This is a genomic window from Solirubrobacter soli DSM 22325 (genome assembly GCF_000423665.1).
Classification (GTDB): domain Bacteria; phylum Actinomycetota; class Thermoleophilia; order Solirubrobacterales; family Solirubrobacteraceae; genus Solirubrobacter; species Solirubrobacter soli.
In genome coordinates this window covers 84,825-107,755 of record NZ_KE384069.1, presented here as the reverse complement: position 1 = coordinate 107,755, position 22,931 = coordinate 84,825, and the positions used below count along the sequence as shown (strand labels likewise).

Below are 22,931 nucleotides of genomic sequence, written 5' to 3'. Positions count from 1 at the left end.
GAGCGATGCGCCTCGGTGAGGCAGTGACGCCGCGTCGTCGTCGCCCGTGACCGCGGCGCACAGCGGCGCGCACATCCGCTCGAGGATCGACGTGTGCAGGAGGAAGTCGCGCAGCCGCGGCGTGACGCTCTCGAGCACCTCGCGCAGGTAGTCCGCGATCTGCCGGTCCCCGCCGGTACGGATGAAGGCGGCGCGATCCTCGACGCCGCGCAGTGACAGCGCGGCGAGCTGCAGCCCCGCCGGCCACCCCTCGGTGCGCGCGTGCAGCAGCTCGACGTCGCCGGGCTCGAGGCCCAGCGCGAGCGAGCCGTTGAGCAGCGCCTCGGCCTCCGGCGCGTCGAACTGCAGGTCGGCCGCGCGGATCTCGGTCAGCTCGCCGGCGGCGCGCAGCCGCGCCAGCGGCAGCGGCGGGTCGACGCGGGTGGCGAGCGCGATCTGCAGCGTGCGGGGCGCGTGCTGCAGCAGGTACGCGACCGACGTGTGCACGAGCTCGTCGCGCAGCTCGTGGTAGTCGTCGAGGACGAGCACGACCGGCTCAGGCAGCTCCGCGAGCTCGTTGATCAGTCGCGGAAGCACGATCGCGTTCAGGGCGGGACCGGCGTTCGGCAGCGCGGCCAGCACACCGCCGCCGAACCCGGGCACGACCGTCCGCAGCGCCGCCACCACGTAGCTCCAGAACCGCACGGGGTCGTCGTCGGCCGGATCGAGCGAGACCCACGCGAACGGCCGGTGGTCCTGCTCCGCGTGCCGCCACTGCGCGAGCAGCACCGTCTTCCCCCAGCCCGCGGGCGCCGAGACCAGCACGAGCCGGCCGCTGACGCCCGACGCGAGCCGGACGACGAGCATGTCGCGCGGCACGAACCCCGTGTTCACGGTCGGCGCATGCAACTTCGTCGCGACGATCTCCACACCCGGCCCCATCGCCGCTCCCGCGCTCATCGGCGCTTCCTATGCGACGGCGGGCGCGGAGTCAAGGAAAGTTCAGGGTGTGCTCCCGATTGCGCGCGTGGCGGACGGGCGCGACGATCGGAGGCGATGACCGGTATCGCGTTCACCCCCTTCGAGACCCGCGTCGACACGATCCTGCGGCTCGCCCGCCAGGCCGATGCGCTCGGCCTCGACAGCGTCGGTGTCGCGGAGGCGTGGACGCACGACGCGACGATCCTCGTCGCGGAGCTGGCGGCGCAGACGTCGCGGGTCGAGCTGGGCACGGGCGTGCTCTCCGTCTGGGGCCGGACACCCGCGAGCATCGCCCTCGCCGCGGCGGGCCTGCAGCGGGCGTCCGCCGGGCGCTTCTCGCTCGGCCTCGGCGCGGGCAGCCCGCCGCTGACCGAAGGGTTGCACGGGGTGCGCTGGGAGCGTCCGGTCGCGCACGTGCGCGAGACGCTGACCGCCGTGCGGGCGCTGCTCGCCGACGAGCGTCTGCCGAACCCGGCTCCGGGCGCGCGGCCGCTGCGGCTCGGAGCCTTGCCCGACGTGCCCGTTCCGATCGCGCTGGCGGCCCTGGCCGACGAGTCGGTCCGGGTGGCCGGGGAGCTGGCCGACGCGTGGGCGCCGTTCCTGTGGGCTCGCTCGCGGCTGAGCGAGGGGCGCGCGCTGCTGGACGAAGGCGAGGCGCGTGCCGAGGTCCCGCGCCCCACGCGGATGACGGTCGCCCTGCCGGTCGCGCTCGGCCCCGACCTCGAGCATGCCCGCCGCCTGGCGGCGTGGTGGCTGACGACGTACACCACCCGCATGGGCCCGATCTATCCGCGGCTGCTCGGCCGGTTCTCCGACGCGGCGACGGTCGCGGCGCTCCAGGGCGCGGGCGAGGAGCTGCCGCCCGCGGCCGAGGAGCTGGCGCGCGAGGTCACGCTGTTCGGCACCTACGACGAGTTGCCCGAGCAGCTCGCGGCGTGGGCGGCGGCCGGGGCCGACAGCGTGCAGCTGGTGCTGCCTCCGGGCCGCCCGGAGGAGGAGCTGGCCGCGCTCGTCGGCCTCGCGACGACAGCGGAGCGCGTGCCGAGCCGGACCTGAGCGGGCTCAGCGAGCGAGGCGCAGGACCAGCGGCAGTGAGATCGTGCGCGGCGACCCGCCCGCCGGAGTGAAGGTCAGCATCACCGCGGTCGCGAGGCGGCCGCTCCGGCGCAGGGTCCGCAGCGCCGTCCGATCGGGATTGACCGTGACGCGCACGGTGCCCGCAGCCTTCGGCGCGGCGCCGGCACGCGGAGACGCAGCACGGCGTCGCCCGTCTTGGGCCGCACCCGCGATGCCAGGAAGGCGTGGAGTGCGTCGGTGCCCGGGCGCACGCCGGACCACGAGATCGCGCTCGTTCCGGCGCCGGTCGTGGTGACCGTCCCCGACTGCGGGTTGGCGCCGGCGATCGCGTAACGCACGAGGCGGCCCGACAGCGCGTCGCCGTGGTCGCGGGCCGGCACGTCGACGGTGACGGCGGAGCCGGCGGCGGGCGAGCCGGCCGGCGCGGTCAGCGTCAGCGCGTCGAACGCGCCGATCTCGATCCCCACGGCGTAGTTCTGCGTCGCGCCCGCGGGGAAGAAGACGAAGCCCGCCGACCCCAGGAGCTCCTGCCAGGCCGCCCGTCCGGCGGCCACCCCGCCGCGGTCGCTGTACCTTCGAGCCGACCGGCTCAGGGAACGTCCACATCCTTCACGGCGGACCCGTGTAGGGTCATCCCGTGAAGCGACATGTCCTGATCATCGGCGCCGGATTCGGCGGCCTCGAACTCGCGACGCGCCTCTCGGAGACGCTGCAGGACGACGTTCGCGTCACGCTGCTCGACCGCAACGACGCGTTCGTGTTCGGGTACTCCAAGCTCGATGTGATGCTCGGCCGGGAGACCGCCGACAGCGTGCGCCTGCCCTACAGCGCGTTCGTCAAGCCCGGGGTCGAGTTCCGCCAGGAGACGGTGACCGCGATCGATCCCGCCGCCCGGCATGTGACCACCGACGCGGGCACCTACGAGGCCGACTTCCTCGTGGTGGCGATGGGCGCCGACTACGACATGGCCGCGACGCCCGGCCTCGAGGAGGGCGGGTTCGAGTACTACACCGTCGCCGGCGCGGAGCGGCTGCGCGACGCGCTCCCCGGCTTCGACGGCGGCAGGGTCGTCGTCTCGGTGCTGGGACAGCCCTTCAAGTGCCCGCCGGCCCCGTTCGAGGGCGCGTTCCTGCTGCACGAGTACTTCGCGCAGCGCGGCATCCGCGACTCCGTGGAACTGATCTCGGCGTTCCCGATGCAGCGCCCGGTCCCGGTGACCGGCGAGGTGTCACAGATGTTCCGCGAAGGGCTCGCCGCGCGTGGCATCGAGGAGCGCTCGCAGACCCTCGTCACGAGCATCGACCCGGCCACGCGCACCGCGCAGCTCGCGGACGGCGAAACGCTCTCCTACGATCTCTTCGTCGGCATCCCGAAGCACCGCGCGCCCGACCCGCTCGCGGCCGCGGGCCTGGCCGTCAACGGCTGGGTGCCGGTCGACCAGACCAATCTCAGGACCCAGTTCCCGCAGGTCTACGCGATCGGCGACGTATGCACCGGCCCGCGCACCGTCCCGAAGGCCGGGATCTTCGCCGAGTCGGCCGCGCTGGTCGTCGCCGATGACATCGCCGCGACGATCGCCGGCGGCGACGCCCCTGACCCGTACGGCGGGTCGGGCATCTGCTACGCGGAGTTCGGCGAGGGCCTCGTCAGCAAGGTCGAGGTCGACTTTCTCAGCGGCCCGGCGGCGGTGGCCCAACGCAACGACCCGTCGGGCGCGTACGCCGCCGAGAAGGTGCAGTTCGGCGCGACCCGCCGGGCGCGCTGGTTCGGGCTCTAGGGGTTCGTGGTGGAGAGCGTGAGGGTCAGCGTCTTGGCGTAGGTGCCGGTGCGCAGCGGCTCGTTGGCCGCGATCGACTGCTTGAACGTGATCGGCACGACCTCGTTGGACGTCGGCGCGGTCCACGCCTTGACGGCGCCGAGGCCCTGCAGCGGCGTGGTCAGGGCGAACGTTCCGTTGACCAGCTTGCCGGTGGCGGTGGCGCTCGGGTCGGCGACGCTCAAGGTCGCGTCGCCGGCGGTGCTCGTGACCGTGGCCGTGGTCGACGCGGTGTAGTCGGCCGCGACGCCCGGGACGAAGGCGCCGAACGACGCGGGTGCGCCGAGCGTCAAGGAGAGCGTCGGAGCGACCGTTCCACCGGCGGTGCTCTTCGCGGTGGCGATGGGAGCCAGCGGAGCCGGGCACGGCGTCGTCTTGCCCGTGCGGTACTCGACGTTCTCGCAGGAGAACGGCTGGGCGGCGTCCCCGTCCACGTGCAGGCGCAGCCACAGGCGCGGGATGTTCGTCGAGCCCTGGACGACGAAGCGGGTGACATTGGCCGGCATGCCCGCGGGGCGGTCGACGAGGAACAGGTGCGAGTCGCCCTCCATCAGCAGCACGGGCTTGCCGAACCGCGTCGCGCGCTCGGCGATCTTCGCCTGGATCGGCGCGAACGCGCTCTGGCCGCCCATGTTGGCCTGCAGCCCGATCGCCACGGCGGCGGAGCCGTCGCGCTCGGCGGCGTCGAACGCCGCGTCGATCCAGGCGAGCGTCGCGGCCTCGCGCGTCGTGTACTCCTGGACGCGCAGCGCCCGCTCCTCGGCCGTCTCGGGCTTGCGCACACCGTCGACGACGCGGTCGCCGTACCACGTCGCCTGGTTGTCGTCGGAGCCGACGACGTGGACCGTCGCGAACGTCACCCGCGACTGCGTCCAGCGGACGTTCTCCGGGAACGCGTCGGACTGGTAGGCGACGGTCTCCGTGCCCGCGCCGAGGGTGCGCCCGTGCACCGGGAAGAAGGTGCGGCGGATGGCGTCGAGCCGTTCCGTCGGGAGGTAGCCGCCGTTGTTGGCCCGGTGGCAGTCCGTCCACTCGTTGTCGCCGGGCGTGTAGATGAAGGAGTCGGCGAAGCGCTGGAAGTCGGCGAGGCGGGCCGCGAAGTAGGAGTCGTCACAGCGCGAGCTGCCGTCCTTGATGTCGCCGAGGTGGACGACGCGCCCGACCGCCGGGTCCGCGTTGATCTCCGCGATGTCAGTCGGGAAGCCGGCGATCTGCTCGGCGCCGTAGGGGACGTCGCCGATGACCGCGAGCGTGGTCTGGGCGTGCGCCGGCGCGGCCACGGCCAGCGAGGCGGCGGCAAGGATGGGGATGAGGAGTCGCATCGGGCGCCACTCAAGCGCCCGACGCCTCTCAGGATGTGTCCAGGCGGTTAGCCGAGGCCGACATCCACCGGGATCGGCGTGCCGTCGTCGATCACGGTGACGCTGCCGCCGTCGCAGACCGTCAGCGAAGGCGACTTGGCGGCGGCCGTGAACAACCCTGCGGCGTTGGACGGCAGCTTGCCGATGTCGACCGTGTAGCGCGCCGCCGGGCTGTTCACGGGTGTGTCGAGCGCGACGAGACCGCCGCCGAGCCAGTGCGGGCTGGCCTGATTGCAGACTCCAGGAGCGGCGGACGCGGAGGGTGCGCCGACGCCGATCGCGAGGGCGGTGGCAGCGACGGCGAGCCCGCCGCGACGAAGCGATGTCATCATGGACGATGCTTCGCCATTGCGGACCATCGCCACGACCGCGGCGACGCGCCCCTGGACGATTGTCAGAGTTCTGTCAACGGCGTTTGACGTCAGTCGGGAACGCGGGCGAGTTCCTCCCGGTCGACGGGCTCGCGTGAGGCGATCAGCTCGCGGGCCCGCTCGAGGTCGTCGGAGCGGTCGACGCTCAGCGCCGCCGCGAGGCGGTCTCCGTCGAGATACCACACCGTGAACTTGCCCTCGTCCACCGAGCCGCGGACGATCTCCTCGGTCCAGCCGTACGCGGGGCCGACGTACTCCATCCAGGTCCAGTCGCTCAGGTCCGAGAAGAAGTACGGGATGACCTCGTGCGGCTGCGGCTTGCCGAGCATGCCCAACGCGGCGGTCTTGCCCTGCTGCTCGGCGACGTCCCAGTGCTCGATGCGGACGTGAGCGCCGTGGATCGGGCTGTCGTACTCGGCGATGTCACCCGCGGCGAAGACGTCGGGGGCGCTCGCGGCGAGCGTCGCGTCGGTCTTGACGCCGCCGCGCTCGCCGATCTCCAAGCCGGCCTTCGAGGCCAGCATCACGTCCGGGGTCACGCCGACGCCGACGATCACCGCGTCCGCGGCGTACCGGTTGCCCGCCTTGGTGACGACGGCCTGGATGCGGCCCTCGCCCTCGAAGCGCTCGACGTCCTCGCCGCCGTGGATCTCGACGCCGTGGTCGGTCAGCACCTTCTGGAAGTAGCCGCCGGCGGTCTTGCCGAACGTGCGCTCGAGGGTGATGTCCTCCTGCATGACCAGCGCGCACTTGCGCCCGAGGGCGGTCAGCGTGGCGGCGACCTCGGTGGCGATGTAGGAGCCGCCGACGAGGACGACGTGCTCGGCGTTCTCGGTGTCGGAACGGATGCTGTCGGCGTTGCCGAGCGCGCGCAGGTAGTGGATGCCGTCGAGCTCCGCGCCGTCGATCCGCAGGCGGCGGACGTTCGCGCCCGTCGCCAGCAGCAGCTTGCCGTACTTGATGACGTCCTTGTTGGCGAGCGCCACCGTGTGCGCATCGGTGTCGAGCTTCATCGCGCTCGTGCGGGTGAGCAGCTCGACGTCGTTCTCCGCGAACCAGTTCTCGCCGCCGAGGAACGTCTCGGCCTTCGCCTTCTCGCCGCCGAGGTAGCCCTTGGAGACCGCGGTGCGGTCATACGGCGGGTCGGGGTCGCGGCTGACGACCGTGATGGACCCCTCGGCACCCTCCTCGCGGAGGGTGCGGGCGGCGGAGAACCCGGCGTCGCCGCCGCCGATGATCAGGAAGTCGACTTCTCGCTCAGACACCTTTGAACTCCGCCTTTCGCTTCTCGGCGAACGCGCTCAGACCCTCCTTCGCGTCCTCGGTGGCGAACAGTTTCTCGATTCCGTCGCGTTCGCGGGCGAGCGCGTCGGCGATCGGAAGCTCCAGGCCCTCGTAGGTGGTCAGCTTGATCTCGCCGATCGCCGCCGTGGCGCCGTTCGCCAGACCGGTCGCATACTCGAGCGTCTTCTCGGCGATGACGTCCGCCGCCCACAAACGGTTCAACACGCCGAGATTGTGGGCTTCCCCCGGGCTGATCGCGCGGCCCGTGACCATCAGGTCCAACGCCTTGGGCGCGCCGATCAGCCGCGACAGCCGCTGCGTGCCGCCGTTGCCCGGCAGCAGCCCCAGCGTCACCTCCGGCACGCCGAGCTTGTAGGAGCCGCGGGCGCCGAAGCGCAGGTCGCACGCGAGCGTGATCTCCAGCCCGCCCCCGAGCGCGTGGCCCTCGATCTGGGCGATGAAGACCTTCGGCACCTTGGCGATCGCCGCGAGCGCCTCGTGCCCGCGGCTGATCATCTTCATGTTGCCGGCGGTGTCATTGGCCAGGAAGGCCTTGATGTCCGCGCCGGCGCAGAAGAACTTCTTCGAGGCGGAGCGGACGATCACGACCTTCACGGTGTCGTCGGCGGCCGCCGCGTCGACCGCGGCGCCCATCTCCTCCATGAAGTCGAAGTCGTAGGAGTTCGCGGGCGGCTTGTCGAGGGTGATGAAACCGACCGCGCCGTCCGCGGAGAACGTGACCGCCATGGTTATTCGAGCCCTCCCACGACGACCGCCGTGTCCTCGAGGTAGTAATCCAGGCCTTCGGCGCCGTGCTCCTTGCCGTAGCCCGACTGCTTGACGCCGCCGAACGGCAGCTCGTCGTAGCCGTAGTGGAACTGGTTGACCCACTTCATCCCCGCCTCGACCTCGTTGGCGACGCGGTGGATGATCCGCACGTCGTTGGTCCAGACGGACGCGCCGAGGCCGTACTCGGAGTCGTTGGCGCGCTCGATCGCCTCATCGAGGCTCGAGACCCGCCAGACCGGCAGCAGCGGGCCGAAGGTCTCCTCGCGGGCGACGCGCGAGTCCTGCGCCGGGTTGGCGACGATCGTCGGCTTGACGAAGTAGCCCTTGCCGTCGACGTCGTCGCCGCCGAGCAGCAGCTCGCCGCCGGTATCGAGCGCGTCCTGGAGCTGCTCGCGGATCTCGGTCCGGCCCTCGGCGGTGTGCAGCGGGCCGACGCGGATCGCCGGCTTCTCGGCCTTCTCCCAGCCGAGGCCGGGCTCGTACTTGGAGACCGTGCGGGTGAGCTGCTCGAGCAGCTCGTCGTAGACCTCGTCGAAGACGTAGATCCGCTTGCCGCCGAGGCACATCTGACCGCAGTTCCAGAAGCGGCCGATCGCGATGCCTCGCGCGGCGGCCTTGACGTTGGCGTCGGGGGCGACGATCACGGGGTCCGAGCCGCCGAGCTCCATCGTCATGCGCTTCAGCTTCGGGGCGGCGAGGCCCATGATGTGGCGGCCGACCGCGGTCGAGCCCGTGAAGGCGACGCGGCGGACGAGGTCGTGGGTGACGAGCGCGTCGCCGACCTCGGAGCCGCGACCCGTGATGACGTTGACGACGCCGGGCGGGAACTCGGCCTCGAGCAGCAGGTCGGCGATCTTGAGCGTGGTCAGCGGGGTGGTCGCCGCGGGCTTGACGACGATCGTGTTGCCCGCCATCAGCGCCGGCGCGAGCTTCGTTCCCAGCAGCGTCAGCGGGAAGTTGTTCGGGACGATCGCGGCGACGACGCCCATCGGGCGCTTGATCACCATGCCGTAGGCCTTGGACAGCGCGCTCGGCAGCTCGTGGTAGGAGCCCTTGACCTTGGTCGCGAGGTCCGCGTAGTAGTTGAGGCCGTGGATCAGGTGGTGGATCTCGCCGCCCGCCTCGGTCACCGGCTTGCCCTGCTCGTGGACCAGTGACATCGTCAGGTCCTTGCGGTCGCGCTCGATCAGCGCGATCGCCTTGCGCAGCAGGTTCGCCCGGTCCTCGGCGTCGGTCTTCTGCCAGTCCTTGAACGCCTTGTGCGCGGCCTGGACCGCCGCGTCGACGTCCTTCGCTCCGCCGCGCGGGACGCTCTCGATGACCTCCTCGGTCGCGGGATCGACGACGTCGATGCCCTCGCCCGCCGACCCTTCGGTCTTCTCTCCCGCTATCAGCATTGATGCCATGTTCTGTTCCTCCGGGTTTCTAAAGCCCACCTAAGGGGTCAGACCCTTTAGGTGGGCTTTAGGTTTCAAGGGGCGAGGGAGCGGCCGCCGCAGGCGACCACGACCTGACCCGTCACGTACGCCATCGCCGGCGAGGCCAGCGCGGCGATCGTCTCCGCGATCTCCTCCGGCTCGCCCATGCGGCCGAGCGGGATGCTCGCGATCATCTTGTCCAGCACCTTCTCGGGCATCGCCTTGGTCATCTCGGATGCGGTGAGCGACGGGGCGATGGCGTTGACGCGGACCCTCGGCGCGAGCTGGAGGGCCAGCGCGCGGGTCATGCCGACCAGCCCGCCCTTGGAGGCGCTGTAGTTGAACTGGCCGAAGTTGCCGAGATAGGCGCGGCTGGCGAGGCTGACGACACTCGCACCTTCGGCGAAGCGCGGGATGGCGGCGGTCGTGAGCTGATAGGCCGCGCCGAGGTTGACGCGGATGACCGCGAGGAACTGCTCCTCGGTCATCTTCACGATCCGGGCGTCCTTGGTGATGCCGGCGTTGTTGACGAGCACGCCGATCTCGCCGTCGACGGCGTCGAGGATGCGTGCGCGGTCCTCGGGCTTGGTGACGTCGGCGACGACGCCGTCGACGCTCGGGTCGAGGTCGACGCGCAGCACGTCGTGGTCGCGTTCGAGGCGATCCGCGACGGCCGCGCCGATGCCGCGGGCGGCGCCGGTGACGATCGCGACGCTCATACCTGGATCTTGCCCACGTGCGCCGCGTGCACACGGACGAGTTCGCCGGCGACGCCGCGGCCCTGTTCGAGCAGCGCGATCCAGTGCTGGAGGTCCTCCGGATCGGCATCCGTGCCGACCGCGACCGCGTTGGCCTTGTGGCCCTCGGCGGCGAGCGTGCGCATGCCGCTCAGCAGGGCGTTGGCCAGGATCGCCCCCGGCGCGCCGGCCTGGCCGAGCAGGTCGGCCTGGGAGAGCACGAACACGATCGGCTCCTCGCCCCGCGCCGCCTCCTGGGCGCGCTGGAACGCGGCGGTGAGCGCCGTCTCGACCTCGGCCCAGTCCTGGACGGGTGGCGCGGTGAAGATCACGCCTCCTCCCGCAGCTTGTAGCGCTGGATCTTGCCCGTCGGCGTCTTCGGGAGCTCGTCGACGAACGCGATGAAGTGCGGGAACTCGTACCGGCGCAGGCGCGTCTTGCACCACTCCTGCAGCTCGAGCACGAGCGACTCATCGCCGGACTCGCCGCGCACGATCACGAACGCCTTCACGCGGGTCGTGTAGTCCGCGTCGACACCCACCGCGGCCGCCTCCAGCACCCGCGGGTGCTCGACGAGCGCGTTCTCGATCTCGATCGGGCTCGCCCACAGGCCGCCGATCTTGATCATGTCGTCGGCGCGGCCCTCGTAGACGTAGTCGCCGTCGGCGTCCTCGCGATAGCGGTCGCCGGTGAAGAACAGGTCGCCCTTGATCGCCGCCTTGGTCTTTTCGTGCTGATGCCAGTAGTAGGCCAGCGCGGAGTCACCGCGCACGTACAGATTGCCGACCTCGCCCTGCGGCACCGGCTGGCCGAGCTCGTCGAGCAGGACCAGCTCGTAGCCGGGCACGGGCTTCCCGCTCGTCCCCGGCTTGACGGCGCCGGGGCGGTTGGAGCAGTAGATGTGCAGCATCTCGGTCGACCCGATGCCGTCGACGATGTCGAGGTCGAACGCGGCCTTCCAGCGGCGGTAGACCTCGGGGGCGAGCGGCTCGGCCGCCGAGACGCAGAAGCGGACGCTGCTCAGGTCGTAGTCGGCGGCGTCCGGCAGGTTGACCATCGCGCCATAGAGCGTGGGGACGCTGAAGAACAGGCTCGGCTGGTTCGCCTGCGCGGTCTCCAGCAGGCCGCGCGGGTCCGGCTTGCCCATCCGCAGCACCGTCGTCGCGCCCACCCAGTACGGGAACGTCAGGTTGTTGCCCAGCCCGTACGCGTGGTAGAGCTTGGTCGAGCTGAACGTGACGTCCTGCTGCGAGATCTCCAGGATCTCCTTGGCGAACGTCTCGCAGGTGTACGGGATGTCGTGGTGCAGGTGCACGACGCCCTTGGGGAAGCCGGTGCTGCCGCCGCTGAACAGCCAGAAGGCCATGTCGTCGGGGTGGACGTCGGCGGGGTCGGTGAGCCCCTCGTGCTTGCGCAGGTGCTCCTCGAACGCGGTGCGCGACATCGCGCCCGCCGGGAGCCGCTCGAGCAGGTGGTCCTCGGCGACGATCAGCTTCGCGTAGCTGTCGCGGGCGTAGTGGGCGAAGTTCTCGGTCGTGTCGAGGAAGCTGACCGGCGCCGGTACCGCGCCGATGCGCATCGCCCCCAGGAACAGCGTGGGGAACGTGGGCGTGTCGTCGAGGACCATCAGCACGCGGTCCTCGCGGCCGATGCCGAGCTCGTTCAGGAACGTGCCGGCCGCGCAGATCCGGCCGTGCAGCTGCGCGTACGTGATCTCCTCACCCGCGCAGCGGATCGCCACCTTCTCGCCGTGGCCGGCCTCGAGCCGCCGGTCGACGAGCGTCCCGGAGTTCATCATCGCGGCGAGACCGTATCAATTCGTGACGGACCCTCTAGGACAGTCCGGGTCTTCACTTCGAGCACTCCTCTCGGGGTCAGCCGGACCTCAGGCAGGAAGTCGCCGGAGGCGAACAACAGGGAGTACAGCGGATCGTGGAACGGGTGGCGGGCCGCGTGCATGTGCTCGGCGAGCTCGCGCTCGACCGCGAGCGCGTCTTTGAAGCTCCCGCGCTTGATCAGGCCGTCGATCTCCAGCGGCGCCGACCAGCCGCCGTCGAAGGCGAAGCCGCCGCCCATGTCGGCGACCTTGCGGGCGGCGCGCAGCATCGCGTCGGGGTCGGTGCCGAGCACGAGCAACTCGAGGCTCGTGGTCGCGGTGGTCGCGAAGCCGGGTGTGTCGAGGAAGTTGTCGACGACGCCGCGGGTCTGCCAGCTGCCGTCGCGGCCGACCAGCACGGCCTGGAGGTCCGAGGGCGTCACCTCGCGATCCACACGGCGGTTGATCACGGCGCTCTCGTAGCGGGCGACGGGCTGCACGCCGGTGAGCGGCGTGATCGCGGGCGGCGGCGTCAGCTTCGGGCCGGCGGGCCAGTCCAGGTCGGGGGTCGTCGCGGTGAGCTCGCCTTCGCGGGCGACGATCTCGCCGTCGACGAGCACCAACTCGGGGCGCCAGGCGTCCTTCTCGCTGAGCACGTTGAGCGTGGCGCGGCGGCCGGGCGCGACGCCGCCGAGCTCCTCGTCGAGGCCGAGGAACGTCGCCGGGTCGATCGTCGCCATCTGCAGCGCCCGCATCGGATCGAGGCCGAGGCCGCTGGCGATCCGCAGGCAGCCGCCGATCAGGCCGTTCTCGGCATAGAAGCTCGGCACGGCGCCGTCCGTGGTGAACATGAGACGGCGCGCTTGATCGACCACGGGCAGCAGCTCCCGCAGCATCGGCTCGAGGTCCGGCCGCAGCGAGGACTGGCGCAGCATCGTCCACATGCCGAGCCGCAGGCGCTGGAACGCCTCCTCGCCGGTGATCGCCTCATGGTCGGCGGAGATCCCCTTGGCGCTCAACGCGTTCAGGCGCCGCGGCGACGCGCCGGCGTTGTGACCCTCGACCCGCTTGCGCACGGCCTTGGCGGCGGCGATGCCACGGTCGAACACGCCGCGGGTGACGCCGAACCAGTTCGTGATCTCGCCGGACGCGACGACCTCCGGCCAGTCGAGCATCCGCGACACCGTGCCGGGGTCGAACGCGTCCTGCTCGAGCGCCGTCTGGGCCGCGATCCGCGCCACCCACTTGACGTGGGCGGGCGCGGCGTTCATCTGGTCGACGATCGCTCGCAGCCCGTCGACCCCGTGCGAGAGGAAGAAGAAGAGGTTGTCGTAGACGAGCGTCGTCGTGCCGTCGGGGATCGCGACCTCGAGCAGGGAGCTCGGCCCGTACAGGCACCACGGGTGGGCGTGCGGCTCGATGTAGCCGGGGACGACGACCTTGCCGCGAACGTCGATGGTGTCGGCGTCGGGCGCATCCGGCCCGACGTACACGATCCGGCCTTGGTCGATCACCACGTCGGCGTCGACGTACGTCCCGGTGTAGACGTCGGCGACCGTGCCGCCGCGCAGGACTACCAAGCGCCCGGCGCGTACTCGGCGCGCAGGTCGCCGTACGCGACCGGCTCGGCGCAATGGCTGCACACCAGCTGCGGGTCCGCCTCCTCCCCGCAGGCCTTGTGGAACAGCCGGACCGGCGGGTCGTCGACCTTGTAGCGGTCGCCCCACTCCATCAGCGACAACAGGACCGGGTACAGGTCCAGCCCCTTGCGCGTGAGCTTGTACTCGAAGCGCTCGGGTTTCTCGCTGTAGCGGACGCGATCGAAGATCCCCTCGTCGACCAGCCGGTTGAGCCGGTCGGAGAGCAGCGTGCGCCCGATGTCGAGCTTGGTCTGGAAGCGGTCGTACCGGCTCGTCCCGGCGAACGCCTCGCGTAGGACCAGCATCGTCCAGCGGTCTCCGAGCACGGACCACGTCCGCGCGACCGAGCAGTACACCTCATCCAAGGCCCGGTGCTTCATGGCGGCCGAGGATACCCCGGCCGCCATGCCGGGTCAGGCGGTGACGCGGAACCGGCGGACCAGCGCCTCGAGCTGGTCGGCCGTCTCGGCGAGCCCCGCCGCCGAGGCGGCGATCTCGTGCGCCGAGGCACTCGTCTGCTGCGTGGAGGCCGAGACCTCCTCCGTCGACGCGGATGACTGCTCGGCCACTGCGGCGACGTCGGCGACGCCCGCTTCCATCCGCTCGGTCGCCTCGGAGATCTCCTCGACGGCGGCGGCGATCGCCGAGACCCGGGCGTGCATGTCCTGCACGTCGGTGCCGATGCGCTCGAGCGCCTCGCGCGTGTGCTCGACGGTGGCCACGCCGTCCTGCGTGCGCCGGGCGCCCGCTTCGACGACCTCGACGACGCGCACGGTGTCCTGCTGGATCTCCTCGATCAGCGAGGAGATCGACGCGGCCGACGTCTGCGACTCCTCGGCGAGCTTGCGCACCTCCTCGGCGACGACGGCGAAGCCCTTGCCCTGCTCGCCGGCGCGGGCGGCCTCGATCGCGGCGTTGAGCGCCAGCAGGTTGGTCTGCTGCGCGAGGCCGGTGATCGCCTCGACGATCGTGCCGATCCGCTCCGAGCGCTCGGCCAGGTCGCGGATCGCCACAGTGACCTCTTCGGAGTTGCGCGCGACCTCGTCCATCGTGCCCGAGGCGACGCGCGCCGCCTCGGCGCCCTCGTCGGCGACGGCGCGGGCGCGCTCGGCGGCGTCAGCGGTCTCACGGGCGGAGACGGCGCTCTCGGAGGCCATCCGCGCCGCGTGCTGCGCGGCCTCGCGAACGGACTCGACCATGCGCACCTGGCGCTCGGTGCCCTGCGCGACGTCGCCGACGGCGGACGCGATCTCGTTCACGGCGCGGCCCGTCTCATCCGACGTGCCCGCCATCTCCTCCGAGGCGGTCGAGACGGTGGTCGCGGTGTTCGCGACCTCGCCGATCATCTGGCCCAGCCGGGCGCGCATGGCGTCATAGCCGGCGACGCTGCGGCGCGACTTCTCGATCATCTCGTTGAAGACCATGGAGAGCTCGCCGAGCTCGTCCCGGCCTTCGACCTCGACCGGTTCGGTCACGGCCTGCACGCGGTGCGTGAAGTCGCCTTCGGCGGCGGCATCGAGACCGCCCGCGAGGCTCTCGAGGTCCGCGTCGTTGAGGCTGTGCAGGCGCGCGCGCAGGCGGTGCACGGGACGCGTGACCGAGCGGGTCACGAACACCACGGCCGCGGCGGCGAGGAGCGTCAGCGCGATCGCGAGCACGATCAGCACGGTGCGGGCGCCGGTGTACGTGCTCTTGGCGTCCTCGACGTGCGCGGCCCGCGCCTTCTCGGCGAACGCGATCCACTTGTCGAGGTCGCCGATCAGCGCGACGAGCGGGCCGACCTCGCGCTTGAGCACGGCGTACGCGCCGGCGTGGTCGCCCTTGCGGCTGAGCGCCAGGAAGGGCGCGCTCGCCTTCTTGTAGGCCTCCCAGTTGGCCTTGGCACTGGCCGCGAGCTTGCGGTCGTGCTCATCGACGTAGAGGCCCTCGTACTGCTTGAAGGCCTTCTGCATGATCGCGTCGTGCTCGGCCATCTGCGACTCCTGGTCGGCGCGGCCGGCGGCGTCGGTCTGGTGGGCGTGCGCGAGCTGATCGGCGCGGTAGGCGACCATGGCGAACTGGATCGAGCCGAGCGCCTTGACGGCCGGCATGTCCTTGTGGCCGAGCCGTTGCGCCGTGTCGTACTCGCTACCGAGCGAGCGCACGCCGACGACGGCGAGGATCAAGAGGCCCGCCACGACGGCGCCGAAGACGACGCCGAGACGCATGGAGAGCCGGAGGTTTCTGAAGAGGTTCACAGGTGTGGTTTCTGGTAGGGAAAGACGGCTAATACGTATGATCGACCGCCCCTGTGGACCCGTTGAGGTCGGTTTACGACCTTTTAGGGAGCGGGCGTGACGGTGCGGCCGGCGAGGTCGAGCAGCGCCCACCGGACCACGCGCTCGGCGCCGTCGCCGCTCGGCGGGAGGTTGAACATCGAGACCCGGACGCGGCGGAGGTTCGCCAGTCCCGGGTCGGCGCCGGCGATCAGCTGCGCCGCGCGGGTGAGGCCGCGGGTGAGGCCGGCCGGGATGTCGGGGACCTGGAGCACGCCGAGGTGGATCGCCCACTGTGCCTCCTCCCCGCCCGCGCCGCGCATCACGTCCAGCAGCTGGGTGACGAAGGTCGCGACGTCGAGCTCGCCGGCGCCGCGCGAGGTGAAGTCGGCGCGGTCGAGTTGGTTGACGACCCAGGAGATGATCGCGGCGTCGCTGCGCAGCGCGTCGTAGTCGAGTCCGGGGCCGTTCTCGCGTGGCCTGTCGTTCGCGTCGAGGTGGTAGAGCACGCCGACGGAGAACGGCGTCCAGTTGAGGTCGACGGGCGCGTTCGGCGGGGTGACCCGCAGCGAGCCGTCGTTCGGCTGGTCGCTGTGGGGCGTGACCGCGGCCGAGGTCGACGCCGTGATCGAGAAGCCGGTCGTGACGTGCAACTCGACCTGGGCGGAGGCGCCCGCGGACGGCCGGCCGTCGCTCCCCCGCTGCACCTGCGGGTTGATCGACAGCTCCGCGATGTCGCGCCCGTTGCGGCGCAGATGCACGTTCATCGCCGCGATCGCGGCCTGGACGACCGGCTGCGGCAGGTTGCCCGGCGTGACCTGGATGCTCACGTTGGGCTCGTGCAGGAAGTCGACCGTGCTCGCGTCTCCCGACTGCGGCAGGTTGAAGTTGCGCAGGACGAGGGTCAGCGTCACCGTGCTCTGGTCGGCGGCGAGGTCGATCGCGGGGTGCACGCCGTCGTCGTCCCCAGGCTGGACGCCGCGGGTGGGGTCGGGTGGGGCGATGACCTTCGAGCGCCCCGGCACGGCACCCGGTGCGGGAGCCGCCGTGTTGGTCACGGGCACGTCCGCGGCGGCGGTGGTGCCGGGGGCGCGCGCGAGAAGCGCACGGCCGGGACCGGCGACGGCGGGCCGAGCGACGTCGCGCGCCAGCCGCGCCTGCGCGGCCACTGCGCGGTTGCCCGCGGCGGCCTGGAGGCCGAGCACGGCTGTCGCGAGGTCCCGGTCGGCGAGGGTGCCACGGGCGGCCGTGAGGCCGCGCACGCCGGCCGCGGCGACGGCGAACGCCTCGCCCGCGTGGGCCGGCGGGGCCGCGGCCGTTGGGTCCGGGAGCGCCTCGCTCCGCTGCCCGCTGACGTCGCGGGATGCCATGGCGCGAGCGTCCCAGGTCGTTGGCACATGAGCAATCCCAGTAGCGTCTTCGCGGTGGAAGACGTCCTGCGACGCCGTTCTGTCGGCGCGCCCGCCGCCCGTTCGACGCTGCTCACGATCCTCGGCGAGTTCCTGCTGCCGCGGCCGGACGGGGCCTGGCAGGAGGCGCTGATCGCCGCGCTGAACCGGCTCGGGTTCACGCCGAGCGCGGCGCGCCAGGCGGTGGTGCGATCGACGCGCGAGGGGTGGCTCGAGGGCCAGCGGGTGGGGCGCCGGTCGCGGATGCGGCTGACGGCGTCATCGGCGACGCTGCTGCGCGACGGAGCGCGGCGGATCTACGGGTTCGGCGGGCCGGTGAGCTGGGACGGGCGCTGGCTGTTGCTCGTGCTGCGGGTGCCCGAGCAGCGGCGCGAGCTGCGCCATCAGCTGACGACGCAGCTCGCGTGGGCGGGCTTCGGGTCGCTCGGCAACGGGCTGTGGATCACGCCGCACGTCGACCGGGAGTCGCTCGTCACCGCCTCCGAGCCCGCGCAGCTGCTCACGTTCCGGGCCGAACTGGGTGCGTTCGGCGGCACCGAGAAGGTGATCGGCGAGGCCTGGGACCTGCCGGCGCTGCGCGACCACTACGAGACGTTCGTCGAGGACTTCGCGTCCGCCCGGCCGCGGTCGGCGGAGGAGACGTTCGCGACCCAGATCGCGATCGTCCACGCGTGGCGGCGCTTCCCGTTCATCGACCCCGACCTGCCGGATGATCTGCTTCCGCGCGACTGGCCGCGGCGGAGCGCGTACGAGCTCTTCCGCGAGCGACACGAGCGCTGGGCACCGCAGGCCCAGCAGCACTTCGACGAGCTGACGTCATGAGCCGCAAGCGCATCTACGTCGCCTACTTCGGCGGCACGATCGGCATGATGCCGACGGAGTCCGGCTACGCGCCGGTGAAGGGCCACCTGGGCACGCAGATCCGGCAGACGCCGGAGCTCAACGGGCGCGACGTGCCCGAGCTCTTCGTGAGCGAGCACGAGCCGCTGCTGGACTCCGCCAACGCCCGCCCCGCCGACTGGCTGCGGATCGCGCGCGACATCGTCGAGCACCGCCACAGCTACGACGGGTTCGTCGTGCTGCACGGCACCGACACGATGGCCTACACGGCGTCCGCGCTCGCGTTCCTGCTGCGCCGGCTCGGCAAGCCGGTGGTGGTCACCGGGTCGCAGATCCCGCTCGGCGTGCTGCGTTCCGACGGCCGCCAGAACCTGCTCACGAGCGTGCTGGTCGCGGCGCGCGAGGACGTGCGCGAGGTCGTCCTCGTGTTCGGTTCGGCGATCCTCGCCGGCGCCCGCGCGGTCAAGACCAGCGCCAGTGGCTTCGAGGCCTTCACGAGCCCGAACGCGGCGCCGCTCGGCGCGGCGGGGGTGCTGATCAACATCGAGGAGACGCGCCTGCGCGGCGGCATCCGCGGCGCGGTCGCGCTCCCGCTCTCCCTCGACGCCAACGTCGCGCTGCTGCGCCTGTACCCCGGCATGCCCGCCGCGCTTCTGCGCGCCGCGATGGCCGAACCGATCAAGGGCCTGGTGATCGAGGCCTACGGCGCGGGAACGTTCGCCGACGCCGACCCGTACCTCTACGCCGCCCTCGCCGAAGGCGCCCGCCGCGACATCGTCATCGCGGTCGTCAGCCAATGCGCCGACGGCCGCGTCGACCTCGGCGCTTACGCCACCTCCGGCCCACTCGTGCGGGCGGGTGCGGTCGGCGGTCTGGACATGACCACCGAAGCCGCCTACGCGAAACTCGTCGTCCTCCTCTCCGAAGGCCGCGACCCAGACGAGGTCCGCGACATGTTCCCGAAGGACCTCGCGGGAGAGTTAACGCCCAGCTAAATTGCCTGACCCCTTATCTCCGCTTTAGGTTCAAACACGGCGCAGCGCCGTGCGCGCACCTAAAGGCCACCTAAAGGGTCAGGCACCTAAGGTGGGGTTTAGGAGGTTGTCGAGGTCGAGGGTGCCGCCCGCGAAGGTGATGTGGCCGTTGGCGTCGAGGGGCCAGTCGGAGAAGGGGCGGTCCCAGTAGAGCTCGACGTCGTTGCCGTCGGGGTCGGAGACGTAGATGGCTTCGTGGGTGCCGTGGTCGGCGAGTTGGCGGAGGGGCCAGTCGACGGCTTGGAGGCGGCGGACGGCGTCGGCGAGGTCGGCGCGGGTGGGGTAGACGATCGCGACGTGGTGCAGGCCGGTGACGCCGTCGGGTTGCGGGGCGCCGCCCGCGGACTTCCAGGTGTTGAAGCCGAGGTGATGGTGGTAGCCGCCGGCGGACAGGAACAGGACGTCGCCCGTCGTGCCCCAGCCGGGGACGTCGCGTCCCTCGGCGAGGACGTCGAACCCGAGGACGTCGACGTAGAAGCCGCGCACGCGGTCGATGTCGGCGGTGCGGAGGTGGACGTGCCCGATCCTGGTTCCGGCGGCGATCGGCCGCTCCGCGCGGGCGATCGGTGCCACAGCTTCGTCGCTCATACCGACATACTGCCGCGATGCGCCGCTACGAGCTCCTGGACCGAGCGCTCTCCCACCATCTGCTCCCGGATCCCGTCCTGCTGCTCGGCTCGCGCGCCGCGACCCGGAGGCGGCTGAAGGACGAGCGCGAGGGCGGCGTCGAGGCGCAGGAGGACCGGCTGCGCAGCCTCGTCTGGCACATGTCGCACGGGCCGATCCTCGAGGTGCCCGAGCAGGCGAGCGTGCTCCACCAGGAGCTCCCCTTCGACTTCTACGAAAACTTCCTCGGCCCGCGCCACAAATACAGCTGCGGGCTCTGGCGCACACCCACGACCACGCTCGAACAAGCCGAGGAGGCGATGCTCGCGCTCACCTGCGAGCGCGCGCAGATCGAGGACGGGATGGACATCCTCGACCTCGGCTGCGGCTGGGGCTCGCTCTCCCTGTGGCTCGGCGAGCGCTACCCCAACGCCCGCGTGACCGGCATCACCAGCTCGCCGGCACAACGGGAGCACGTCGAGCAGCAGGCCGAGCACCGCGGGATCACGAACGTCGAGATCGTCACCTCCGACGCGAACACCTACGACCCCGGTCGACAGGTCGACCGCGTCGTCTCGATCGAGATGTTCGAGCACATGCGCAACTGGAAGGAGCTGCTGCGACGCATCTCCACCCGCCTGCACCCCGGCACCGGCCGCGCGTTCGTGCAGGTGTTCAGCCACCGCAGCCTCGCCTACCGCTTCGAAGGGACCTGGGCCGCCGAGCGCTTCTTCAGCGGCGGCACGATGCCGAGCCACGACCTGATGCTGCGCTTCCAGGAGCACCTGACGGTGCAGGACCGCTGGGCGGTGTCCGGCACCCACTACGCGCGGACCCTGCGGGCGTGGCTGGAGCGCCTGGACGCCAATTCCACGCAGGCGCTGGCGGTGCTCGAGCGCCATTCCGGCCGCCGCGAGGCGCGACGCCAGCTCGCCGCCTGGCGTCTGTTCATGATCTCAACAGCCGAGATCTGGGATCACAACGGCGGCGACGAGTGGCTGGTCTCGCAATACCTGCTGACACCGCGTCACAGCGAGCGTGTCTAATTACCTGTTCTGGACACGCCGAGTCGGCTCATAATCGTGTCCATGCGCTCCCGCCTCCTCCTGGCCGTCACGGCCATCTGCGCGCTCGCCTTTGCCGCGACGGCGTTCGCCAACACGATCATCGGCTCCAACGCCGCAGAGACGCTGACGGGCACCGCCGGCCCGGACACGATCAACGGCCTCGGCGGCCGTGACCTGGTCCGGGGCCTCGACGGCGACGACATCCTGCAGGGCGACACCGGCCCGGACGAGATCGACGGCGGCAACGGCAACGACCAGGAGGACGGCGGGTCCGGCGACGACAACCTCGAGGGCGGCGACGGTAACGACAAGCTGAGCGGCGGGTTCGGCCACGACACGCTGTCCGGCGGGGGCGGCGACGACCAGATCAACGGCGACGAGGCGCCCGACCGCCTGCTCGGCGGCGACGGCAACGACATCATCTTCGGCGGCAGCGGCGCGGACACGATCTTCGGCGGCAACGGCAACGACGAGATCCACTCCGACACCGGCCCGGACACGATCGACGCCGGCCCCGGCGACGACCAGATCCACCTCAACTCGGACCCGCCGAGCGCGATCCGCTCGATCGACTGCGGCGACGGCGACGACACCGTCTACAACAGCCCCGCGCCCAAGGGCCGCACGAACCGCAAGCTCCTCGACGCGCAGCCGAACTGCGAGCACGTCATCGACCTCGCGGCCGAGCGCGACCCCACCCGCGGCATCTCGTGGCAGGGCAACGGCGCCAAGCACGGCAGCGCCCGCAACGACCGCCTCAACGGCCAGCACGGCTCCAACAAGCTCTACGGCGGTGACGGCGACGACGTCCTGTGGGGCGACGCCGCCCACGACTCAGGCGGCGCCCGCGCCCTCAAGCAGAAGGACCTCCTCTACGGCGAGGGCGGCGACGACACGATCTACGCCGGCCGCGGCATCAACGTCGCCTACGGCGGCGAAGGCAACGACTACCTGCAGGGCAACGGCGGCTCGAGCCAGCTCTTCGGCGGCAACGGCAACGACACCATCCGCCTCGCCGGCAAGCGCACCCGCATCGACGCCGGCCCGGGCGACGACCTGATCACCGCGATCACGGCCAGCGGCAGCGGGACCGTCAAGTGCGGCCCCGGCTTCGACACCGTGAACGTCTCGCGGTTCAAGGGCAACGCCAAGCGCGTCAAGGTCGCCAAGGACTGCGAGAAGAAGATCAAGGGGTGAGGAACGCGCCGGCCCGGCGCCAGCCGAGCCAGGACGGCGCCATCGCCGCGAGCCGCGCCGTGACGGCGCACAGCCACCAGATCGGCGCGGACGCCAGCGGGAGGCAGACGCGCGGGTGGCCGTCGACGATCAGGCCGGCCATCAGCAACAGCACCAGCGCCGCGATGACCGCACCCGCGCCCGCCACGAGCATGCGCGGGACCTGGTGGCGCGGCGCCTCGCCCACGAGCCGGTCGACGCGCTCAGGCGCGATCTCCTCGCCGTCGAACGCCAGCAGCGCCGACGCCAGCGGCGCCGCGCCGCGCGAGCGCACGACCGCCGCGTCGGCGGCCAGCTCCGCCAGCGCCTGCTCGCGCCGCGGCAGCGCGCCGAGCGAGTAGGCGTCGCCGATCGCCCGCGCGACCAGGATCCGCAGCGGGTCGCGGCGAGCGGCGTGATGCGCCTCGTGGGCGACGACCGCGGCCAGCTCCGCCTCCCCAAGCCGCTCCAGCGCGCCCGTGGACACGTACACCCGCGGCCGCAGCAGCCCGCCGCAGAAGGCCATCGGCCGCTCGGCCGGCACGACCAGCACGCGCCGCCCCGCGATCACCCGCATCTCCGAGATCGGCATCCGCGTGGCGATGCGGCGGTGCGCCGACGCGCCGCGCCAGATCGAGCAGAACGCCCGCCCGACCGCGTAGAGGTCGAACAGCGCAAGCGAGATCAACAGCACGCCCTGGGTATGGATCTCCCCGTGGAGCAGCGCCTGCAGCGCCGCGACCAGCACGTCGCCGTGGAAGCGGACGGCGTCGAGCGCGAAGATCAGCGCCAACAGGAACGCGGTGACGCCGAAGGCGGCGACCGCGAACTCAGCGCGCCGCAGCTCAGTCACCGGCGGCCAGCCGGCGGAGCTTCTCCAACCGCTCCGGGTCGAGCCCGCCGAGCTGGCGCGCGAAGTGGGCGAGCGCGAGGTCGCCGTAGTCCTCGACCAGCGCCGCGACCTCGGACTCGGCGCGCCGCTGCAAGTAGTCGTCCCGCGACAACGCGGGCGCGTACACGTCGAGCCGGCCTGCGCGGCGCCGGACGAGCAGCCCCTTCGCGTCGAGCCGCGTCATCACCGTCAGCAGCGTCGTGTACGCACGGACCTTGTCACCGCGCGCGTTCAGCGCCTCCTGGACATCCCGGACCGTCGCCTCGGAGCGCGCCCAGAGCTCCTCCATGACTTCTGATTCCAGTGCATGAAGTGGGGGAAGGGTGCCATCTAGACTCATCAGA

At 71.6% G+C, this 22,931-nt stretch carries 22 protein-coding genes and 1 pseudogene; 6 read left to right on the top strand and 17 right to left on the bottom strand.

Going from position 1 to position 22,931, the window contains the following annotated elements; translation table 11 throughout:
• Positions 1-66: 66 nt before the first annotated feature.
• A pseudogene (locus tag G569_RS61655) lies at positions 67-846 on the bottom strand (AAA family ATPase); the annotation flags it as partial.
• Between the two features lie 189 nt (positions 847-1,035).
• On the opposite strand from G569_RS61655, the gene G569_RS52745 reads away from it, so the two are divergent.
• Positions 1,036-2,016 (top strand): LLM class flavin-dependent oxidoreductase, encoded by a 981-nt coding sequence (locus G569_RS52745; protein ID WP_037500278.1) that lies wholly within the window; start codon positions 1,036-1,038, stop codon positions 2,014-2,016.
• Positions 2,017-2,096: 80 nt separating this feature from the next.
• Here G569_RS52745 and G569_RS0130070 read toward each other — a convergent pair whose 3' ends face one another.
• Complete coding sequence (locus G569_RS0130070) at positions 2,097-2,591, bottom strand: hypothetical protein (RefSeq protein WP_028066170.1); 495 nt, start codon at positions 2,589-2,591, stop codon at positions 2,097-2,099.
• Between the two features lie 83 nt (positions 2,592-2,674).
• On the opposite strand from G569_RS0130070, the gene G569_RS0130065 reads away from it, so the two are divergent.
• A complete protein-coding gene (locus tag G569_RS0130065) occupies positions 2,675-3,814 on the top strand; it encodes an NAD(P)/FAD-dependent oxidoreductase (RefSeq protein ID WP_028066169.1) in 1,140 nt (379 codons plus the stop codon).
• On the opposite strand, the gene G569_RS64830 is transcribed toward G569_RS0130065, so the two are convergent.
• The 12 genes from G569_RS64830 to G569_RS63165 form a co-directional block, all read right to left on the bottom strand.
• Entirely contained in the window at positions 3,811-5,175 is a 1,365-nt protein-coding gene (locus G569_RS64830) for a hypothetical protein (protein ID WP_053227172.1), read from the bottom strand. The genes G569_RS0130065 and G569_RS64830 overlap by 4 nt on opposite strands.
• A gap of 47 nt (positions 5,176-5,222) precedes the next feature.
• Positions 5,223-5,543, bottom strand: a complete 321-nt coding sequence (locus G569_RS0130055; protein ID WP_157592419.1) for a hypothetical protein — start codon at positions 5,541-5,543, stop codon at positions 5,223-5,225.
• 92 nt (positions 5,544-5,635) lie between these two features.
• Complete coding sequence (locus G569_RS0130050) at positions 5,636-6,850, bottom strand: NAD(P)/FAD-dependent oxidoreductase (RefSeq protein ID WP_028066167.1); 1,215 nt, start codon at positions 6,848-6,850, stop codon at positions 5,636-5,638.
• Entirely contained in the window at positions 6,843-7,616 is a 774-nt protein-coding gene (locus G569_RS0130045; RefSeq protein WP_028066166.1) for an enoyl-CoA hydratase/isomerase family protein, read from the bottom strand. The genes G569_RS0130050 and G569_RS0130045 overlap by 8 nt, the downstream gene beginning before the upstream one ends.
• A gap of 2 nt (positions 7,617-7,618) precedes the next feature.
• The gene (locus G569_RS0130040; RefSeq protein WP_211233135.1) at positions 7,619-9,055 is read right to left on the bottom strand and encodes an aldehyde dehydrogenase family protein; all 1,437 of its coding nucleotides are present in this window, start codon (positions 9,053-9,055) and stop codon (positions 7,619-7,621) included.
• A 74-nt stretch (positions 9,056-9,129) separates the two neighbouring features.
• Positions 9,130-9,795 (bottom strand): SDR family oxidoreductase, encoded by a 666-nt coding sequence (locus G569_RS0130035; protein WP_028066164.1) that lies wholly within the window; start codon positions 9,793-9,795, stop codon positions 9,130-9,132.
• Positions 9,792-10,145 carry a hypothetical protein gene (locus tag G569_RS0130030; RefSeq protein WP_028066163.1) on the bottom strand — a complete coding sequence of 118 codons (354 nt, stop codon included), beginning with the start codon at positions 10,143-10,145 and terminating at the stop codon, positions 9,792-9,794. The genes G569_RS0130035 and G569_RS0130030 overlap by 4 nt, the downstream gene beginning before the upstream one ends.
• A complete protein-coding gene (locus tag G569_RS0130025) occupies positions 10,142-11,611 on the bottom strand; it encodes a benzoate-CoA ligase family protein (protein ID WP_028066162.1) in 1,470 nt (489 codons plus the stop codon). Before G569_RS0130025 ends, G569_RS0130030 begins: the two co-directional genes overlap by 4 nt.
• Complete coding sequence (locus G569_RS52735; RefSeq protein ID WP_053227171.1) at positions 11,608-13,209, bottom strand: adenine deaminase C-terminal domain-containing protein; 1,602 nt, start codon at positions 13,207-13,209, stop codon at positions 11,608-11,610. Before G569_RS52735 ends, G569_RS0130025 begins: the two co-directional genes overlap by 4 nt.
• Entirely contained in the window at positions 13,203-13,649 is a 447-nt protein-coding gene (locus G569_RS0130015; RefSeq protein ID WP_028066161.1) for a winged helix-turn-helix transcriptional regulator, read from the bottom strand. Before G569_RS0130015 ends, G569_RS52735 begins: the two co-directional genes overlap by 7 nt.
• Before the next feature lie 33 nt (positions 13,650-13,682).
• Positions 13,683-15,506, bottom strand: coding sequence for a methyl-accepting chemotaxis protein (locus tag G569_RS59265; RefSeq protein ID WP_028066160.1), 1,824 nt, complete (start codon positions 15,504-15,506; stop codon positions 13,683-13,685).
• A gap of 83 nt (positions 15,507-15,589) precedes the next feature.
• Positions 15,590-16,894, bottom strand: coding sequence for a hypothetical protein (locus tag G569_RS63165; protein WP_028066159.1), 1,305 nt, complete (start codon positions 16,892-16,894; stop codon positions 15,590-15,592).
• 27 nt (positions 16,895-16,921) lie between these two features.
• Here G569_RS63165 and G569_RS63160 point away from each other — a divergent pair, with 27 nt between their 5' ends.
• Both G569_RS63160 and G569_RS0129995 read left to right on the top strand, forming a co-directional pair.
• Positions 16,922-17,755, top strand: a complete 834-nt coding sequence (locus tag G569_RS63160) for a PaaX family transcriptional regulator (RefSeq protein WP_157592418.1) — start codon at positions 16,922-16,924, stop codon at positions 17,753-17,755.
• Positions 17,752-18,768 (top strand): type I asparaginase, encoded by a 1,017-nt coding sequence (locus G569_RS0129995; protein WP_028066157.1) that lies wholly within the window; start codon positions 17,752-17,754, stop codon positions 18,766-18,768. The genes G569_RS63160 and G569_RS0129995 overlap by 4 nt, the downstream gene beginning before the upstream one ends.
• Positions 18,769-18,846: 78 nt before the next feature.
• On the opposite strand, the gene G569_RS0129990 is transcribed toward G569_RS0129995, so the two are convergent.
• Complete coding sequence (locus G569_RS0129990; protein ID WP_053227170.1) at positions 18,847-19,395, bottom strand: VOC family protein; 549 nt, start codon at positions 19,393-19,395, stop codon at positions 18,847-18,849.
• Between the two features lie 17 nt (positions 19,396-19,412).
• On the opposite strand from G569_RS0129990, the gene G569_RS52720 reads away from it, so the two are divergent.
• Together G569_RS52720 and G569_RS52715 are read left to right on the top strand one after the other, a co-directional pair.
• Positions 19,413-20,459, top strand: a complete 1,047-nt coding sequence (locus G569_RS52720; protein WP_037500269.1) for an SAM-dependent methyltransferase — start codon at positions 19,413-19,415, stop codon at positions 20,457-20,459.
• Between the two features lie 42 nt (positions 20,460-20,501).
• Positions 20,502-21,677, top strand: coding sequence for a calcium-binding protein (locus G569_RS52715; protein WP_053227169.1), 1,176 nt, complete (start codon positions 20,502-20,504; stop codon positions 21,675-21,677).
• On the opposite strand, the gene G569_RS59260 is transcribed toward G569_RS52715, so the two are convergent.
• Together G569_RS59260 and G569_RS64120 are read right to left on the bottom strand one after the other, a co-directional pair.
• Positions 21,667-22,548: a M56 family metallopeptidase gene (locus G569_RS59260; RefSeq protein WP_028066155.1), complete on the bottom strand. Its 882-nt coding sequence runs from the start codon at positions 22,546-22,548 to the stop codon at positions 21,667-21,669. The genes G569_RS52715 and G569_RS59260 overlap by 11 nt on opposite strands.
• Complete coding sequence (locus tag G569_RS64120) at positions 22,541-22,927, bottom strand: BlaI/MecI/CopY family transcriptional regulator (RefSeq protein WP_064750483.1); 387 nt, start codon at positions 22,925-22,927, stop codon at positions 22,541-22,543. Before G569_RS64120 ends, G569_RS59260 begins: the two co-directional genes overlap by 8 nt.
• Between the last annotated feature and the right edge of the window lie 4 nt (positions 22,928-22,931).